The organism is Lederbergia ruris (genome assembly GCF_018332955.1).
GTDB classification, from domain to species: domain Bacteria; phylum Bacillota; class Bacilli; order Bacillales; family Bacillaceae_C; genus Lederbergia; species Lederbergia ruris.
On record NZ_BORB01000012.1, the window covers coordinates 41,472 to 57,392 of the forward strand.

The 15,921-nt window shown below is 37.3% G+C and carries 21 protein-coding genes; 15 read left to right on the forward strand and 6 right to left on the reverse strand.

Annotated features, from left to right (window positions below; translation table 11 throughout):
* Positions 1-3: 3 nt before the first annotated feature.
* Complete coding sequence (locus tag KI363_RS08650) at positions 4-603, reverse strand: CYTH domain-containing protein (protein ID WP_212966119.1); 600 nt, start codon at positions 601-603, stop codon at positions 4-6.
* Between the two features lie 272 nt (positions 604-875).
* On the opposite strand from KI363_RS08650, the gene yjbM reads away from it, so the two are divergent.
* Genes yjbM through KI363_RS08665 form a run of 3 tightly spaced genes read left to right on the forward strand, consistent with a single transcriptional unit; the run spans position 876 to position 3,240 of the window.
* Positions 876-1,523 (forward strand): GTP diphosphokinase, encoded by a 648-nt coding sequence (gene yjbM / locus KI363_RS08655; protein WP_212966153.1) that lies wholly within the window; start codon positions 876-878, stop codon positions 1,521-1,523.
* A gap of 18 nt (positions 1,524-1,541) precedes the next feature.
* Entirely contained in the window at positions 1,542-2,342 is an 801-nt protein-coding gene (locus KI363_RS08660) for an NAD kinase (RefSeq protein WP_158320560.1), read from the forward strand.
* Positions 2,275-3,240 (forward strand): RluA family pseudouridine synthase, encoded by a 966-nt coding sequence (locus tag KI363_RS08665; protein WP_373306758.1) that lies wholly within the window; start codon positions 2,275-2,277, stop codon positions 3,238-3,240. The genes KI363_RS08660 and KI363_RS08665 overlap by 68 nt, the downstream gene beginning before the upstream one ends.
* 135 nt (positions 3,241-3,375) lie before the next feature.
* On the opposite strand, the gene prpE is transcribed toward KI363_RS08665, so the two are convergent.
* A complete protein-coding gene (gene prpE / locus KI363_RS08670) occupies positions 3,376-4,113 on the reverse strand; it encodes a bis(5'-nucleosyl)-tetraphosphatase PrpE (RefSeq protein WP_212966155.1) in 738 nt (245 codons plus the stop codon).
* Between the two features lie 307 nt (positions 4,114-4,420).
* Here prpE and mgtE point away from each other — a divergent pair, with 307 nt between their 5' ends.
* The 4 genes from mgtE (at position 4,421) to KI363_RS08690 (ending at position 9,277) form a co-directional block, all read left to right on the forward strand.
* Positions 4,421-5,791, forward strand: a complete 1,371-nt coding sequence (gene mgtE, locus KI363_RS08675) for a magnesium transporter (protein ID WP_158320557.1) — start codon at positions 4,421-4,423, stop codon at positions 5,789-5,791.
* 49 nt (positions 5,792-5,840) lie between these two features.
* Positions 5,841-7,682 (forward strand): monovalent cation:proton antiporter family protein, encoded by a 1,842-nt coding sequence (locus KI363_RS08680; RefSeq protein ID WP_212966120.1) that lies wholly within the window; start codon positions 5,841-5,843, stop codon positions 7,680-7,682.
* Between the two features lie 150 nt (positions 7,683-7,832).
* Positions 7,833-8,615 carry an enoyl-ACP reductase FabI gene (gene fabI / locus KI363_RS08685; protein WP_212966121.1) on the forward strand — a complete coding sequence of 261 codons (783 nt, stop codon included), beginning with the start codon at positions 7,833-7,835 and terminating at the stop codon, positions 8,613-8,615.
* 137 nt (positions 8,616-8,752) lie between these two features.
* Positions 8,753-9,277, forward strand: a complete 525-nt coding sequence (locus KI363_RS08690) for a CotO family spore coat protein (RefSeq protein WP_212966122.1) — start codon at positions 8,753-8,755, stop codon at positions 9,275-9,277.
* A gap of 34 nt (positions 9,278-9,311) precedes the next feature.
* Here the strand turns inward: KI363_RS08690 and KI363_RS08695 are convergent, their stop codons facing one another.
* The gene (locus tag KI363_RS08695; protein ID WP_373306759.1) at positions 9,312-9,839 is read right to left on the reverse strand and encodes a CotY/CotZ family spore coat protein; all 528 of its coding nucleotides are present in this window, start codon (positions 9,837-9,839) and stop codon (positions 9,312-9,314) included.
* Between the two features lie 116 nt (positions 9,840-9,955).
* On the opposite strand from KI363_RS08695, the gene KI363_RS08700 reads away from it, so the two are divergent.
* The 8 genes from KI363_RS08700 to KI363_RS08735 all read left to right on the forward strand — a co-directional run bounded on the left by KI363_RS08700 (position 9,956) and on the right by KI363_RS08735 (position 14,110).
* A complete protein-coding gene (locus KI363_RS08700) occupies positions 9,956-10,315 on the forward strand; it encodes a DUF1360 domain-containing protein (protein ID WP_158320553.1) in 360 nt (119 codons plus the stop codon).
* Between the two features lie 340 nt (positions 10,316-10,655).
* A complete protein-coding gene (locus KI363_RS08705; RefSeq protein WP_212966123.1) occupies positions 10,656-11,132 on the forward strand; it encodes an ESF1 family protein in 477 nt (158 codons plus the stop codon).
* On the forward strand, positions 11,133-11,609 hold the full coding sequence (gene spoVAC / locus KI363_RS08710) for a stage V sporulation protein AC (RefSeq protein ID WP_158320551.1): 477 nt from the start codon (positions 11,133-11,135) through the stop codon (positions 11,607-11,609).
* Positions 11,609-12,625, forward strand: a complete 1,017-nt coding sequence (spoVAD, locus tag KI363_RS08715) for a stage V sporulation protein AD (protein ID WP_212966124.1) — start codon at positions 11,609-11,611, stop codon at positions 12,623-12,625. The genes spoVAC and spoVAD overlap by 1 nt, the downstream gene beginning before the upstream one ends.
* A 15-nt stretch (positions 12,626-12,640) precedes the next feature.
* Complete coding sequence (spoVAE, locus tag KI363_RS08720) at positions 12,641-12,997, forward strand: stage V sporulation protein AE (RefSeq protein ID WP_158320549.1); 357 nt, start codon at positions 12,641-12,643, stop codon at positions 12,995-12,997.
* 185 nt (positions 12,998-13,182) lie between these two features.
* Entirely contained in the window at positions 13,183-13,326 is a 144-nt protein-coding gene (locus KI363_RS08725) for a YjcZ family sporulation protein (RefSeq protein WP_158320548.1), read from the forward strand.
* A gap of 135 nt (positions 13,327-13,461) precedes the next feature.
* Positions 13,462-13,719: a sporulation-specific transcription regulator SpoVIF gene (spoVIF, locus tag KI363_RS08730; protein WP_158320547.1), complete on the forward strand. Its 258-nt coding sequence runs from the start codon at positions 13,462-13,464 to the stop codon at positions 13,717-13,719.
* Positions 13,720-13,834: 115 nt separating this feature from the next.
* Positions 13,835-14,110: a hypothetical protein gene (locus tag KI363_RS08735; RefSeq protein WP_158320546.1), complete on the forward strand. Its 276-nt coding sequence runs from the start codon at positions 13,835-13,837 to the stop codon at positions 14,108-14,110.
* 53 nt (positions 14,111-14,163) lie between these two features.
* On the opposite strand, the gene KI363_RS08740 is transcribed toward KI363_RS08735, so the two are convergent.
* The 3 genes from KI363_RS08740 to KI363_RS08750 all read right to left on the reverse strand — a co-directional run bounded on the left by KI363_RS08740 (position 14,164) and on the right by KI363_RS08750 (position 15,915).
* Complete coding sequence (locus KI363_RS08740; RefSeq protein ID WP_212966125.1) at positions 14,164-14,610, reverse strand: GNAT family N-acetyltransferase; 447 nt, start codon at positions 14,608-14,610, stop codon at positions 14,164-14,166.
* Between the two features lie 8 nt (positions 14,611-14,618).
* Positions 14,619-15,128 carry a YjcG family protein gene (locus KI363_RS08745; RefSeq protein ID WP_158320544.1) on the reverse strand — a complete coding sequence of 170 codons (510 nt, stop codon included), beginning with the start codon at positions 15,126-15,128 and terminating at the stop codon, positions 14,619-14,621.
* A gap of 67 nt (positions 15,129-15,195) precedes the next feature.
* Positions 15,196-15,915, reverse strand: a complete 720-nt coding sequence (locus KI363_RS08750; RefSeq protein ID WP_158320543.1) for an alpha/beta hydrolase — start codon at positions 15,913-15,915, stop codon at positions 15,196-15,198.
* Positions 15,916-15,921: the final 6 nt, after the last annotated feature.

Sequence of the window (15,921 nt, forward strand, 5' to 3'; positions counted from 1 at the left end):
TAATCATTCCTTATCGGATTGTTTCATAATCTCTAATTTTGCGCGATATAATCTCCCAACTTTAGTATCGGTTGATTGAGGCTTAATGTTAAGCCGCGTGAGCAAATTTGTAAAAATCGTTTTTCCTAATTCCCAATCTTTGACCTCATATTCAAGCTCATAATCTTCCTTATCTAAATAATGACTATGATCGAAAACCAACAGCCCACCTTTATATTCGTGTTCTGCACGATGGGTCGTTAAGCTCCCAAAATACGTCAAATTTTGAACGGGAATTCCCAATTTGATCAATGCTTCCTTTATCTCCCCAGCAGGTAATATCGCATCATGGAATAATAAATCGGCCTCTTTTTGATTAATGATTTGATTGGTTTCGATGACACCTTCTATCGTTTTTCTTTTTAATGTTAGCTCGTAAAAGTTCGGGAGTTCTCTAATACGCAAAGCAGCAGCTTTTTCTTTTAACAAAAAGGAATAGGTATCAAAATAATGATTTTTTTGAGTGAAAAAATCGCGATTGCTAATGTGAAACGTATGTAAAAGGAGATTAAATTCTTCCTTTGTGACAAGATTTTTAAATTCCTTTTCAATTTCTTCTGACATGGATAACTTCCTTTCATGAATCTGCCCAACCTACCCTATTTCCTATTATTATTTATTTACGAAGAGGTTTCAATATAATAAACTTTATATTTTTTCTGCTCTAGACTCTATGCCCGGGATAAAAATTATTATGTAAAACTTGTTTATGCTAAAATAAAGATGGCTTCTTAATTCCGTCTTTCTAACATAGGATGATGGAGGTTGTGATGGGAAGATGTATTTGTTTTTCATTTAAGAGGATGTGAACACGCATTTTAAGAGGTGGTAGCATGATAAATCAGTGGGAACTTTTTCTAGCTCCTTATAAACAAGCAGTAGATGAGTTGAAAATTAAATTAAAAGGGATGCGTGCCCAATTTGAACGACAACAGGATCATTCTCCGATTGAATTTGTAACAGGTAGGGTAAAGCCGATTGCGAGTATCCTAGACAAGGCACAGCAGAAAAATATCCCGTTGGATAAATTAGCGGAGGAAATGCAAGATATCGCCGGCTTAAGAATGATGTGCCAATTTGTTGATGATATACAGCAAGTCGTGGAATTGTTAAGGAAACGAAATGATTTCAAGGTTATAGAGGAAAGAAACTATATCTCTCATAAAAAGCCAAGCGGTTATCGGTCCTACCATGTTGTGATTGAATATCCTGTGCAAACGATTCAAGGGGAGCGAAAGATTTTGGCTGAAATCCAAATTCGAACATTAGCCATGAATTTTTGGGCGACGATTGAACATTCTCTAAATTATAAATATAAAGGTGAATTTCCGGAAGAAATCAATATGAGGTTGCAACGTGCAGCTGAGGCAGCATTTCGTCTTGATGAGGAAATGTCGCAAATTAAGGAAGAAATTCAGGAAGCGCAGGTTTATTTTACAAAAAATAAGGAAGCTACAAAGAAGATGAAGAAAAATAATGATTAAACTAGGAGGGTGAGAGGATTGAAATTTGCCATTACATCAAAAGGGAATCCTGCTTCTAATGCTTTAACACAGAAGGTGAGGACGTATTTGCAGGATTTTGAAATGGTATATGACGAAAGCAATCCAGATATTGTTATTTCCATTGGTGGGGATGGTACTTTATTATATGCATTTCATCGCTACAGTTCTAGATTAGATAAAACAGCCTTTGTTGGTGTACATACTGGACATTTAGGTTTCTATGCGGATTGGGTTCCAAGCGAAATAGAGAAATTAGTTATTGCGATCGCAAAAACCCCTTATCAAGTAGTGGAATACCCATTGTTAGAGGTCACAATCCGTTATCGTAATGGCGGGAAAGAAATGCGTTATCTTGCCTTAAATGAATCCACAGTGAAAGGACTAGTTGGAACTTTAGTAATGGATGTGGAAATACGAGGAGATCATTTTGAGCGTTTTCGTGGGGATGGTCTTTGTGTGTCTACGCCATCAGGAAGCACAGCCTATAATAAGGCTTTGGGAGGGGCAATTATTCATCCATCTTTACCTTCTATTCAATTGGCTGAGATGGCCTCAATTAATAATAGAGTATTTAGAACGGTCGGATCCCCGCTCATTTTACCCGAACATCATACTCTCGTATTAAAACCTGTTAATTCTTTTGATTTTCATGTTACTCTAGATCATTTAACCGTGATGCATCGAGATGTGAAATCAATCCAATTTAAGGTAGCAAAAGAGAAGGTTCGTTTTGCAAGATTTCGCCCATTTCCTTTCTGGAAAAGAGTCCACGATTCATTTATTTCGGACGGTCGATAAAAATATGAAGCAACATGAATTAAACTGGGAAATCACACGGGAACATAAGAATAAAGAGATAAAAGTATTTTTACAAGAGCAAGGGATTTCTAGAAGAGCTTTATCGGCTATTAAATTTACAGGTGGCCATATACGTGTAAATGGAGTGGAGCAAAATGTTCGTTATCGTTTACAAGAATGTGATTTTTTAGAGCTCCTATTTCCTCCAGAACAAGAAAATGAGCGATTAGTCAAAGAACCTATCCCTTTATGGATTATGTATGAGGATGAGGATCTTCTAGTTGTTAATAAACCTGCTGGAATGAATACCATCCCATCAAGGCAGCAGCCGACAGGAAGTTTGGCCAATGCATTAGCCTATTATTATAAACAAATTAAGCTAGCTTCCGCAGTACATATCGTTACGCGATTGGATCGAGATACATCAGGCTTAGTATTGATTGCAAAACATCGTCATGCTCATCATTTATTAAGTCAGATGCAAAAACAAGGAGAAGTCCAGCGATTTTACGAAGCTTTTGCGGATGGTGTATTGCAACAACCCGTTGGGATAATTAATGAGCCAATTGGTCGTAAATCAGACAGTATTATTGAGCGAGAAGTAAGAAGGGATGGGCAACCGGCTGTGACGCGATATAAGGTCATTCAATCAACCTCAACCTTTACGCATGTGCAGTTAAAGCTTGAAACAGGGAGGACTCATCAAATTAGGGTGCATTTGTCTTATATAGGCCATCCTTTGCTTGGAGATGACTTATATGGTGGGAAACGGAATTTAATCGAGCGACAAGCACTCCATTGTCGACAAATTCAATTCACTCATCCCATTAGCCAAGAATGTCTGTCTTTTCAAGTTGATTTACCGGAGGATTTGCAAATCCTGTTAAATAGAAAGTGATTTAAAAAGGCCTTTACCCATGTAGGAAAGGCCTTTTTAGCAAGTCAGGAGGTGTTTATATCAGGATGGAACTGTCATTTTTAGCATAAGCTTGATCATATATCCATGGAATTCCAAATGATAAGAAGATGGATTTTAATCAAAGGTTGTAAACTTCTCTTGGACATAAGGTAAGGAAGAAGGGACAGAAATCATTTCCATTTCTGGATACCGTAAAGCCGTTAAACTTCCCCCAAAAACAGCCCCCGTATCGATATTAAAAGTTTTTCCAATTTGGCGTGGGTGTTTCACCGGAGTATGTCCGTAAACAATAAAGGCATTTCCCTTATAATGTTTGGCCCAATCTCTTCGTACAGGTCTTCCATCTGGAAGTGTCTCCCCTGTTACATCCCCATATAAAACAAATGATTTCACGCTTTTATTTTGTTTTCCGATATAATCCTCTCTGATTCCAGCATGGGCCATAATTAATTGACCGTGATCCAGCACATGATAAAGAGGAGAGTGTTCATAAAGGTCCATAAACATTTTCTTAATATGATTAAACTTTTTAACAGAAAGCTGATCAAGTTCAGCAACAGTCGTTTCTAATCCATGTGTAATTTGGACATTTCTACCAAGAAAATAACGATATAACTTATTGCAATGGTTGCCAGGTACATAATAAGCACCATGGTATTTCCAAAGTTCCCATGTTTGTTCAATCATTTCGATTGAATTAGGACCTCGATCTGTAATATCCCCAATGAAGCCTAATATCCGATTTTGAGGATGTATAGGCAAGTTGGTTTCCCAGGAATAACCCAGTTTGAGGGTAAGCTCTTTAAACTCTTGAAAACAACCATGAATATCGCCAATGATATCTATTTTCATTTTATTCACTCTCATTTCATCTAAGGTGCCTCCGTATTGCTTGGATAGACAGTTTTTAACGACCACGAATTTGACTCTACAAAGCAACTGAATATTTAGTGTAACTATTTTTTCGTCAATCGCTAATTTATTTTCTATTCATTATTTTAACATACCCAATCTCTATTCTATTTTGCATCATACCAAGGTTTAAGTTAACGGTATTGATCATCTGAAAAATAAATATAGAAAAAAAGACAATTATTGACGACAAATTGATCAAGATTTGTTAGGATAATGGGGACCAATTTGGAAGGAGAGGGTCGTCATGGAAATAAACGATACACAAGAAAACATAAATGAAGAATTACTGATCCAAACGGCAAATGAAGGCAATCTTGAATCCTTTCGGCAAGAATTTCTAAATCTTCACTCATATGATCAGGCCCAATTCTTTTTCAAAATTGATAAAGAGACTAGATTAAAGATGTATTACTACTTATCTCCGAAAGAAGTAGCGGATTTTTTTGAGATGCTTGAAATAGATGACAATGATTATAAAGAAATTTTGGCAGAGATGGAGCCGAAATATGCGGCAGAAATGCTTGCTAATATGTATGCTGATAATGCTGTTGATGTATTAAATAAATTAGGGAAAGATCAGACGGCTAGTTACCTTACCATTATGGATAAGGATGCTGCCCAAGAAATTAAAGGTTTGCTTCATTATAAGGAATATACGGCCGGAAGTATTATGACTACCGAGTATGTGGCCATTTCACAGAATCAAACGGTACGATCAGCGATGTATATTTTAAAGAAGCAGGCTCCTACAGCAGAAACCATTTATTATGTTTATGTCATTGATGAGGATTTACGTTTAGTGGGTGTTTTGTCCTTACGTGATTTAATTATTACGGATGATGACACGATGATTTCAGAAATGATGTCTGATCGGGTAGTTTCTATCTCAGTAGGGGATGACCAAGAAGAGGCTGCCAGACAAATGCGGGATTATGATTTATTAGCTTTGCCAGTTGTTGATTTTCAAAACCATCTTTTAGGGATCATCACGGTCGACGATATCATTGATGTTATTGATGAAGAGGCATCTGATGATTATTCTAAGCTTGCTGGTATTTCTGATATCGACAAAATGGATAAAAGTCCATTTACAGCCGCAAAAAAACGATTGCCCTGGCTCATTATCCTTCTCTTTTTAGGGATGTTTACTGCAAGCTTAATTGGTCGCTTTGAAGATACCTTAAGTAAAGTCCCTATTGTCGCTGTATTTATCCCACTTATTGCTGGGATGGCGGGAAATGCCGGGACACAATCCTTGGCAGTAGCCGTTCGTGGGATCGCCACAGGAGAGATGGAGGATTCGGGAAAATTTAAAATTATCTTGAAAGAGGCTGGAACAGGGATTTTAACTGGGGCTATTTGCGGAGTAGTGGTTTCTCTCGTGATTTTTGTATGGAAGCATGATCTTATATTAGGTTTATTAGTTGGTTTTGCCATTCTCGCTTCCCTTTTGGTTGCGACGATCGGTGGCTCGCTTGTTCCGCTGATCATGCATAAATTAAAAATTGACCCTGCGGTTGCCTCAGGTCCATTTATTACAACTATGAATGATATTACATCCATATTGATTTATTTTGGATTAGCTACAATGTTTATGAGCTATCTTATACATTAGAAAAGATGATTACCTCTTAATTTGTGATTTAAGATGGGAGAATTTTATTATGGACGAATCATTATTTTCACTCGTTATTGTATTAATTTTTGCTTTTTTGACGCCGCTTGTCCTTGATCGCTTTCGAATTTCATTTATGCCTGTTGTCATTGCAGAAATTATAATGGGCTTAATCATTGGAAAAAGCGGCTTTGACTTAATTCGTGGCGGCTCATGGTTAGATATTCTTTCCACACTTGGATTTATCTTTCTCATGTTTTTGAGCGGATTGGAAATAGATTTTTCTGCATTTAAAATGTCTAATAAGAAAATTAAAATGTCTAATGGAAAAACAGAACCGAATCGCCTCACCGTTTCCATTGTTATATTTTTGGGGATTTTCGTTCTATCGATTGGTTTATCTTATTTATTCGTCTGGATGGGACTCATTGATAATGTGTTCTTAATGACCTTAATCATTTCTACCATTTCTTTAGGGGTGGTGGTTCCGACTCTAAAGGAAGCAAATGTCATGAAGACAGGCATTGGCCAAATTATTCTTTTAATTGCGGTTATTGCTGATCTTGTGACGATGATTTTATTAGCTGTGTTTGTTTCCTTATCTGGTGATAACCAAGGAAACATGTGGTTGTTGCTGATCTTATTTGTAGCAGGGGTTATTCTTTATTTTGTTGGCAGACGTTTTAAAAACCGTTCCTTTATCGAAAGGTTGTCAACAGGGACCGTGCAAATTGGCACTCGTGCGATTTTTACATTAATTATTGTATTAGTTGCTTTATCCGAATCATTAGGTGCGGAAAATATATTAGGTGCCTTCTTAGCCGGTACGCTTGTCTCATTGTTAAATCCTAAACCAGAAATGGTTCGACAACTTGATTCCTTTGGTTATGGATTTTTAATTCCTATTTTCTTTGTCATGGTAGGGGTTGATCTTGATTTATGGTCATTACTTAGTAATAAGGAATTATTATTGTTGATTCCATTACTATTAATTGGACTACTCGTTTCAAAGATTTTCCCGGTGTTTATTTTAAGAAAATGGTATGATACAAAAACTGTATTGGCTGCTTCCTTTTTGCTTACTTCAACGTTATCTTTGGTGATTGCCGCAGCTAAAATTGCTGAACGCATGGATGTCATTACCGCTGAAATGAGTAGCACGTTTATTCTAGTTGCTGTCATTAGCTGTATTGTGACACCTATTTTCTTTAAAAAGTGGTTTCCAAAAGAAAATGGTCTTGAACCAAAACAAAAAGTTACGTTTATTGGAGCCAATCAAATTACCCTACCTGTCTCTAAAGAGTTGGATAAAGAATTATTTGAAGCCACGGTATTTCACAAAAAGATGGAGAAACCTGATTCCCATATTTCCGATACGGTCTTTAATATTACAGAGCTTCCAGACTATAGTGAATCAGAATTGGAAAATGCGGGTGTTTTTGATGCCGATATTTTGTTTATATCTACAGGTGATGAAGAATTAAATTCGACACTAGCTGTTCACGCGAAAGAACTTGGAATTGAAAGAGTCATTGCTCGAACTGAAAGTCCAGATCTAGCTCGCCTTTTAAAAGAACACGATGTTGAGGTATTTTCCACCTTGCTATCATCAAAGGCTTTTGTTACGGCAGTCATTGAATCACCTGCTATTGCGGATATCTTTACAAATCAAGAAACGGCCCTTTATGAGATCGAAATGCGTAATCCAAACTATCATAATATGAAACTGCGTGAATTTCCGTTTGTTGGTGATGTCATTGTCGTTAGGATTTTCCGTGATAATGAATCACTAGTCCCACATGGTGACACAAGATTAAAAACAGAGGATCGACTTGTTGTCACCGGAACGAAAGAATTCGTAGATGACCTAATGCGTGAATTACAATTTTAAATACAGAGCACAAAGATAATATTTTTTCTTTGTGCTTCTTAAAAGTAGTCGTGTATGATATAGTTATTACTAGGTACTAATATCACGTATTATTTTTGATTCGTTCTATTAGTAAATATAGTCCGAAAAGTGATTATTGGAGGGATTAAATTGAATCTATCTGTTCAAGGAAAAACTTTTGTCGTAATGGGTGTGGCAAATAAACGTAGTATCGCATGGGGCATCGCCCGTTCACTTCACGATGCTGGAGCGAAATTAGTGTTCACATACGCAGGGGAGAGATTGGAGAAAAATGTTCGTGATTTAGCGGACTCTTTGGAGGGAAATGAATCGCTTGTTCTTCCTTGTGATATTACAAATGATGAGGAAATTCACCAATGCTTCAGTAAAATCAAAGAAGTGGTGGGACCTATTCATGGAATTGCCCATGCCATTGCTTTTGCTAATAAAGAAGAACTTGATGGTGACTATTTAAATGTAACGAGAGATGGATTTCTTTTAGCTCATAATATTAGTTCTTATTCCTTAACCGCAGTGGCGAAAGTGATTCAAGAACTAGATATGATGCCAGAAGGCGGAAGCATGGTCACGATGACATATTTAGGTGGGGAACGGGTTGTACCTAATTATAACGTGATGGGAGTAGCAAAAGCTTCACTAGATGCAAGCGTCCGCTATTTAGCGAAAGATCTTGGTCAATATGGAATTCGTGTCAATTCCATTTCAGCTGGGCCAATCCGAACACTTTCTGCAAAGGGAATTAGTGATTTTAACAGTGTGTTAAAAGATATTGAGGAAAAAGCACCACTGAAAAGAACGACTACTCCTGAAGAGGTGGGAGATACAGCTTTATTCCTATTTAGTGATCTTTCCCGCGGTATTACTGGGGAAAATATTCATGTTGATTCGGGCTTTCATATTGTCGCATTGTAAAGTGAAACTTTAATGCGGGATCAAGTTCTTTTTAAACTGTCACCTTTAGCGTGGCAGTTTTTTTTATAGTTTAGTTCACCTTGAACATTTATTTGCATACATATAAAACGAAGTATGAAATACGGAGGTGTACCTTAATGGAAGAGAAACAGAAAGGGAAGAGCCCTTTGCTATATATTGACCAGCCAAATTTTGTAAAACCAGATTTTTCAATGCAACATTCTTATTCTTCTCATTCAAATACAATCAATAAAACTGAAAATAAACCCCCAACACCAAAAAAGCCAAAGAATAGCGTTCCTTTCCAAGTGCAAACAAATTCCGAGGAACACGAATCCTTTACAGAAAAAGTTGAACATCCAGCTGAAAAGCCGAAGTCAGCAGCAGATTATTTTCGAAAACAGGCTAACTCCGGAAAAAGAACCTGGAACCTTACACCTGTTAAAGCTTTTAAAGAAATGTCAATAGCTGAAAAGCTGCAATACTTATTACAAGTTCCTCGGGCTCAGCCTCCATTTCCATGTGAATTTATAAAGGAAGATGAAAGAATTCGCGGCATATTGGAGAGTAAAGAAGGGGATACCATTCGTGTGAAAACATTTAATGGGGAAGTTAGGACAATCGCTATTGAAGAACTGCAAGCGATACGGATTATTTTTTAGTTAAGAGGAGGGTGTGAACCCTCCGCTTTCAAAATTAATCACAAAGTTGTAAATCAACATCTGCAATACATTGAACTGCACAGAAGCAGTGTAGATCAACGGTTATGCAGCTGCTGCTTTTTCCCCATCTGCGTACTGCACAAAGGGCTTCATAATTAATGTCCCCGTGGTGAGTTATTTTTACTGGTTCCCCATCTTTATTTAAAGGAACCAATACACGCAATGTGGCACAGCAGTTGTCAAAGATATCTTCAACTCTGAAATAAACCGATATACAGTTGCCTCCACGACCTTTAAATAGTGCTTTGAATAATTCCCCATTTTTATTTGTAAGGGTAAATACTCTGGTATCCACATGGGAACGATTAGGAGCTCCGCCTAATGGCTCAATAAAGCAATTCGTTGGGCAACTTGGGCATTCTTCTTCTTCAATAGCCATTTCCTGAATATCTTTTATCGCTCGAACAACTTGACAAACACATCCTGAAGTACATCCACCACCACAGTGATTTGTACCAACTGATCCAACTGATTCCACTGATTCCATTTCTTCGTAACTCATGGATAAATTCCTCCTTGTCATCTATTGATCCATATTCATTAATAACATATTAGACATTAGCCAAATGGGTAACGGACAAATGCCTTGATCGGACAAAAATAGGCGGGTGAAATTTGATGTCAATCAATTGGTTTACATTCATTTTATTAGGCTTAGCGGTTTTTCGATTAACAAGATTATTGGTTTATGATCAAATAACAGAGTTTATTAGACGTCCTTTTATGCAAGAGTATGAAGCACCTGATGAAAATGGCGAATTAGAGATTTATCTTATTCCAAGAGAAAAAGGTTTTAGAGGATGGATCGGCCAACTCATTAATTGTTACTGGTGTACAGGGATCTGGGTATCAATCTTTATCTTTTTGATCTACTGGTTTTATCCAATAGTAGCGGAACCTTTGGTATATATTTTATCGATTGCTGGTTTTGCTTCCATTATAGAGACGATCATCCAACCCAAGATTTCTGAAGAATAAGGGCAATTTGGCAAACACATTTTTACTGGGTACATAAAATAAAGTGAGATAATATTACCCGGGATGTGATTGTAATGAATAATAGACCTAGAAAAAAGAATGCTGCTTGGCAGGGGCGTAAAAAAAGAACAGGTTGCGGATGTGGGCCAAAAAAACCTATAAAAAAAATTCACTAAAAGACATATAAAACCTAGTCACTTTCCTTTTAAGGAGGGGACTAGGTTTTATTTTTTTAAGGAGATTTAATTCATCATCATAATTTCAGAAATCTGGAGAAAAATATCTTATAGAACAAATCATGTCTCCTTTAAAAGGGACAGAGAAAATACAGGAGGCGCCGATGATAAAAAATATAGTATGGCTTTTCATGACGGCTCTTTTTTTCTTGATAGTAAATGGGTGTTCAGGTAATAAAGACGGTGAAGAAGCACGCCTATCTTTAATGAATACAACCCAACCTGCCCCTATCGAATTGAATTTTCAAGAAAAGGATAAGTCTGTAGCCTATCAAGTAAGAGAAGATGTAAATAAAGTGGACGAAATTTATGATGCCGCTGTTATTGAAGGAAAGAAGGAAATTATTGTTGCTTATAAAGTAAAACATCTCCAACGCTTCAATATGAAAAAAATTGAAAAAAAGTTACAAGCACAATTAAAACGAAAATATCCACAGAAAAAATTTATTGTTTCCAGTGATTATAAAATATTCTTGGAAGCCATTCGTCTTAAGGAGGCTATGGAAAAAGAAAATATATCAACGGATGAAGCAAAGAAGCGTTTCAAAAAAATTATTAATTTAGAAAAGGAAATGACATAAATGGCTAGCAAAAATAAAACAAAAACACCAGAACAAATACAATATGACCAGTTACAAAAAAAACATGAACTTAAGCGCCCTCTTTTAAGAAACTGTCTTCGCGCTTTTTGGGTCGGTGGACTCTTTTGTTTAGTCGGACAGGCAATTACTTATTTTTATATTTATTTCTTTAATTTTACGGAACAAACAGCAGGTAACCCGACTACAGCGACAATGGTATTTATTGCGATGCTTTTGACCGGTTTTGGGGCTTATGACAGACTGGGTCAATTTAGTGGAGCAGGAAGTGGTGTACCAGTAACAGGCTTTGGAAATGCTGTCATTTCAGCGGCTATAGAGCACCGATCAGAAGGCTTTGTAGTTGGTGTGGGTGGTAATATGTTTAAATTAGCTGGTTCAGTTATTTTATTCGGCGTATTCTCTGCTTTTGTTATCGCTTTAATAAAAACCATCTGGATACTATGGGGGGGATTTTAATGCTACAAGGGGCTCAATCATGGGTTTTTTCACAAAAACCAACGATATTATCAACCGGGGTTGTTGGGGGTCCTTTTGAAAAGGATTGTCGCTTGGCAAATGATTTCGATAAATTCCATGATGACCTGCGTATGGGCAAAGATACTTATGAGAAAGCTCAAAATGTTTTACTGGAAGATGCAGTTGAAATCGCTCTTCGAAAAAAGGGTTTAACAGAAGATGCCGTACAATTTTTCCTCTCAGGTGATCTAATCAATCAAATTACCCCAACCACATTTGCAGCAAGAACAAACCAAATGCCCTATTTAGGACTTTTCAGTGCCTGTGCGCTTTCTACTGAAGGTTTGGCACTTGCCGCCCTCATAATCAATAGTGGGGGAGCAAATCATATTTTGACGGGAACAGCAAGTCATAATGCCTCAGCCGAAAAACAATTTCGTTATCCGACAGAATATGGTGGACAAAAACCGCCGACAGCTCAATGGACAGCAACAGCTTCGGGGGTTGGGCTTATTGGAACAGCCGAAAAACTAAATGGGCCTGCACCTCGTATCACCTCTGCGACAATCGGGAAGGTGATTGATATGGGATTAACCGATCCCTTTAATATGGGTGGGGCAATGGCACCAGCAGCAGTAGATACGATTCAAAGGCATTTTTTTGATTTAAAAAGGGAACCCTCTTATTATGACTTAGTCATTACAGGGGATTTGGCCGAAGTTGGGAGAAATACGGCTTTAGAGCTTTTTCAGCAAAAAGGTATATCTCTTGATGAAAACAGATTTCATGATTGTGGGTTAATTCTATACACAGATGAACAAGAAGTGTTTGCGGGAGCTAGTGGTCCAGGGTGTTCTGCTGCTGTAATGTATGGACATTTAGTAAATGAAATGAAAAGGGGCAGGTATAAAAGGATTTTAGTCGTCGCTACAGGAGCACTGCTTTCACCATTAACGGTTTTACAAAAAGAATCGATTCCGTGTATTGCCCATGCGGTTTCATTGGAGTACGAGTAAGAGGAGGTAAAGCAAATGTTAGCCATGTTTTTTTGGTCGTTTATGATTGGCGGTCTTATTTGTATGATTGGCCAGTTGATCATGGATACGCTTAAATTAACACCAGGGCATATGTTGAGTTTATTTGTTGTGATAGGAGCCGTTTTGGCTGGGCTTGGGCTTTATGAACCGCTAATTGACTTTGCGGGGGCGGGAGCAACCATCCCTATTACAAGCTTTGGCAATTCCCTTGTAAAAGGGGCAATGGCTGAAGCGGATAAACATGGGTTGGTTGGCGTGTTGACAGGAATGTTTGAGGTCACATCATCCGGTATTTCCGCCGCAATTGTGTTTGGATTTATTGGCGCTCTTATTTTTAAACCGAAAGGATAGTGGCCAACAGGACGTTGGTCAAAACGGCGAAGACATGCGGATATGGCGCGTCCTTAACCGTTCATCCTTTAAACGGAATACTTGTGCTTTTGGTTTTTTTGCCTCTTTTTTTTTAGGTTCGCCCATACGCAAATGACACTAGACACATAAGCTATAGTGAACCAACAAAAGAGAGGTGAGCGTAGATGTTCGGATATGGATACGGTGCAGGAGCTTGTGGATGTGGTGGTTATGGTGGTTATGCAGGTGGTGGCTTTTTCGGCGGAGGCTTTGCCTTGATTGTTGTTTTGTTTATCCTGCTGATAATTGTTGGTGCAGCCTTCTGTTAAAAATGTTGAGAATACAAAAAGATAGGTTGCGTTTAAAGCAACCTATCTTTTTCCTGTTCATTTTTTCATTTTTAACCACACTTATTTGACTTTCCTTCATATTATATAAAGTATGAACGGAAGGGAGCGGAAGAAATGGAAAATCATTTTTTTAAAAATGTAGAAAAGAAAACAGGCGTCAACATGAATGAAGTTTTAGAGTTAGCAAATTCACTGCAAAATGCAAACTTTAAAGACGAGAGAACGGTGAGGGGAATCATTAAAAAGGTTTCCCGTATTGCCAATAAGCCCGTTTCTAAAGAAATGGAAGATAAATTGGTCAAATCCATTGTTCAAGATGGGAACCAATTAGATATGGATTCTATTTCGAAAATGTTAAATAATAAGCGGTAAAGATCAGCATTGCCGTCCTGAAGGGCGGCTTTTCTTAAAATGAGTTAGATAAATGTTTCATACATATCATTTCGGGGTATTGAATAGAGAAAAGATATGGATGGGAGGGGGCTTTATGGGATATATTGGGCCTGTGCGACCTTATCAGTATCAGGAATACGATAAAAGAATTTTGACACGGCGAAAACAACATGACCCGATGCCGATTTCCACTACTGAGAAAGTGCCATTACTTACTCCATTTCAAAGAATTTTAAATCGTAAACAATCTAACAATCAACAGACAATAAGGAAAAAGGCGACGAGGGATAAGAATTTATCTAGAAAACCTATTCACCTTAACGAGTTTGATTTTAAAACGAAAGGAAGGCATTTCAATGAATATGTATAACATTGAAATGCCTTCTTGTTTTTGTATAAGAAATAGTTATTATCAGTTACAGCTTAATCCAGCAGTGTTTTTTCTTCATTTACTTGCTTTATCATCGTCTTATGGGGAATTCCAGCATCCATAAATTCCTCTGAACATACCTTGTAGCCAAGTTTTTCATAAAACGGAATCGCGTAAGTTTGAGCATGAAGCTTCAGTTGTTGAATTTTATTATCTTTTGCAAAGTGTTCGATTGTTTGCATAATGATTTTCCCTGCTCCCATACCACGATAAGAGGGCATAATGCAAATCCGCTCAACCTTTCCTATTTTATCTATTGTTCGGAATCTTCCAGCCCCGATAGGCTCATCTTGATCATATAAAACAAAATGGGCAGATTCATTTTCAAATTCATCTATTTCTAGTTCTAATGGTACCTTTTGTTCTTCAACAAATACCTTTTTTCTAATATAAAACGCATCTTCTAGTTGTTGTTCTGTCGTTGTTTGTACAGCTTGCATAATTATTATTAATCCTTTCCTAATCGAATGGTTTCATAAGTTGACCACGAACCATTCTCTAATTGATAAACTAGATGGATACGATCAACTGTTTCTTCGTGTTCAACACCTAGCATTCCAAGTGCACCGAAAACGTCGGAATGCTCGTCATTTGATAGTTTTTGTCCAATCGTTACATGAGGAACGAAAGGATGTTCAGGTGGGTCACTTGGCATTTCATTGTATAGTTCTTCATGGAGGCGTTCCAGTTCGTCTGTTTTTTCGACTTTTAGATAAATGGTGTTGGTTATTGGCTGAAATGAACTAACTTTAAGGAATTTTAAATGGATAGGCTGATATTTTTGAGCAATTGAATTTAGTATTTCGGTTAATTTTTCAGGGCTTTCCTCCGTTTCAAAACCTTCCATCAACGTCAAATGTGGAGGAATCAAGGCATAGTGAGGATCATAACGCTTCCGGTAAGAATTGGCTAAATCCTGTAACTTTTTTGATGGGAAAATGACAATACCATATTTCATGTTTTTGCCTCCTTTTCTTATATGAATACCTTATTACATTACTATAACAGATTCTTATACAGGTTGCTCAGGAAAACATCGTTTGTAATGCCCTTTTAACATCTGGTTGCCAATATTTCCAAGAATGTCCACCATTAAATTCATCATAAAAAGTCTCATAACCTTTTTCGATAAATAATTGATGCAATTCACGATTAGGTGTGAGGAAATCTCGATTATTCGATATTTTTACGACCGTTTCCTCTGTCCCGACCACTTGGTAAATTTTAAATTGGACAGAGGGAGGTGCAGTTTGAACTTCATTGAGTATCTCTTGATTCACATAAGGCGAATGAAGGATAATGTTTTTGAATAGTTCTGGATAATGCATGGCTGTACGTAAAGAGACGGTTCCAGCAAGACTATCGCCCATTAATGTCCGCTTCTCTCTTTGTGTATAAGTTGGATATTTTTGGTCAATCCAGGGGATTAATTCCTTTCCAAGAAATGTCATGAAAGAAGAATTTTCCTCTCCCGATGGATGATACTTTTTTCGACGATCAGGAATGTCTTTATAATGTGTCGCAACAATAATCGTTTTTTCTAATAAGCCTTGTTCAATTAACTCGTCTGCGTAACGGGTCAGTTTGCCCAATTGGAAGTAGTCTTTTCCATCCTGTACGACGATGAGAGAATGCTTTTCACTTGGGGAAAAAGCAGCTGGTAAATAAACAAGTAAAGGGATATTTTCTTGAAGTTGTCTGCTTTCAATATTTGCATCATAAATTTTTCCCCTCGGAAATGACATAGTAAA

Excerpts from the sequence above, each read along its gene's own strand:
- KI363_RS08745 (WP_158320544.1), bottom strand. The coding sequence starts at position 15,128 with ATGAAATATGGTATTGTCATTTTCCCATCAAAAAAGTTACAGGATTTA.
- KI363_RS08680 (WP_212966120.1), top strand. The coding sequence starts at position 5,841 with ATGGACGAATCATTATTTTCACTCGTTATTGTATTAATTTTTGCTTTT.
- KI363_RS08705 (WP_212966123.1), top strand. The coding sequence starts at position 10,656 with ATGATAAAAAATATAGTATGGCTTTTCATGACGGCTCTTTTTTTCTTG.
- spoVAE (WP_158320549.1), top strand. The coding sequence starts at position 12,641 with ATGTTAGCCATGTTTTTTTGGTCGTTTATGATTGGCGGTCTTATTTGT.
- KI363_RS08650 (WP_212966119.1), bottom strand. The coding sequence starts at position 603 with ATGTCAGAAGAAATTGAAAAGGAATTTAAAAATCTTGTCACAAAGGAA.
- KI363_RS08740 (WP_212966125.1), bottom strand. The coding sequence starts at position 14,610 with ATGCAAGCTGTACAAACAACGACAGAACAACAACTAGAAGATGCGTTT.
- KI363_RS08695 (WP_373306759.1), bottom strand. The coding sequence starts at position 9,839 with ATGAGTTACGAAGAAATGGAATCAGTGGAATCAGTTGGATCAGTTGGT.
- KI363_RS08700 (WP_158320553.1), top strand. The coding sequence starts at position 9,956 with ATGTCAATCAATTGGTTTACATTCATTTTATTAGGCTTAGCGGTTTTT.
- mgtE (WP_158320557.1), top strand. The coding sequence starts at position 4,421 with ATGGAAATAAACGATACACAAGAAAACATAAATGAAGAATTACTGATC.
- spoVAC (WP_158320551.1), top strand. The coding sequence starts at position 11,133 with ATGGCTAGCAAAAATAAAACAAAAACACCAGAACAAATACAATATGAC.
- KI363_RS08750 (WP_158320543.1), bottom strand. The coding sequence starts at position 15,915 with ATGTCATTTCCGAGGGGAAAAATTTATGATGCAAATATTGAAAGCAGA.
- prpE (WP_212966155.1), bottom strand. The coding sequence starts at position 4,113 with ATGAAAATAGATATCATTGGCGATATTCATGGTTGTTTTCAAGAGTTT.
- KI363_RS08735 (WP_158320546.1), top strand. The coding sequence starts at position 13,835 with ATGGGATATATTGGGCCTGTGCGACCTTATCAGTATCAGGAATACGAT.
- KI363_RS08725 (WP_158320548.1), top strand. The coding sequence starts at position 13,183 with ATGTTCGGATATGGATACGGTGCAGGAGCTTGTGGATGTGGTGGTTAT.
- spoVIF (WP_158320547.1), top strand. The coding sequence starts at position 13,462 with ATGGAAAATCATTTTTTTAAAAATGTAGAAAAGAAAACAGGCGTCAAC.
- spoVAD (WP_212966124.1), top strand. The coding sequence starts at position 11,609 with ATGCTACAAGGGGCTCAATCATGGGTTTTTTCACAAAAACCAACGATA.
- KI363_RS08690 (WP_212966122.1), top strand. The coding sequence starts at position 8,753 with ATGGAAGAGAAACAGAAAGGGAAGAGCCCTTTGCTATATATTGACCAG.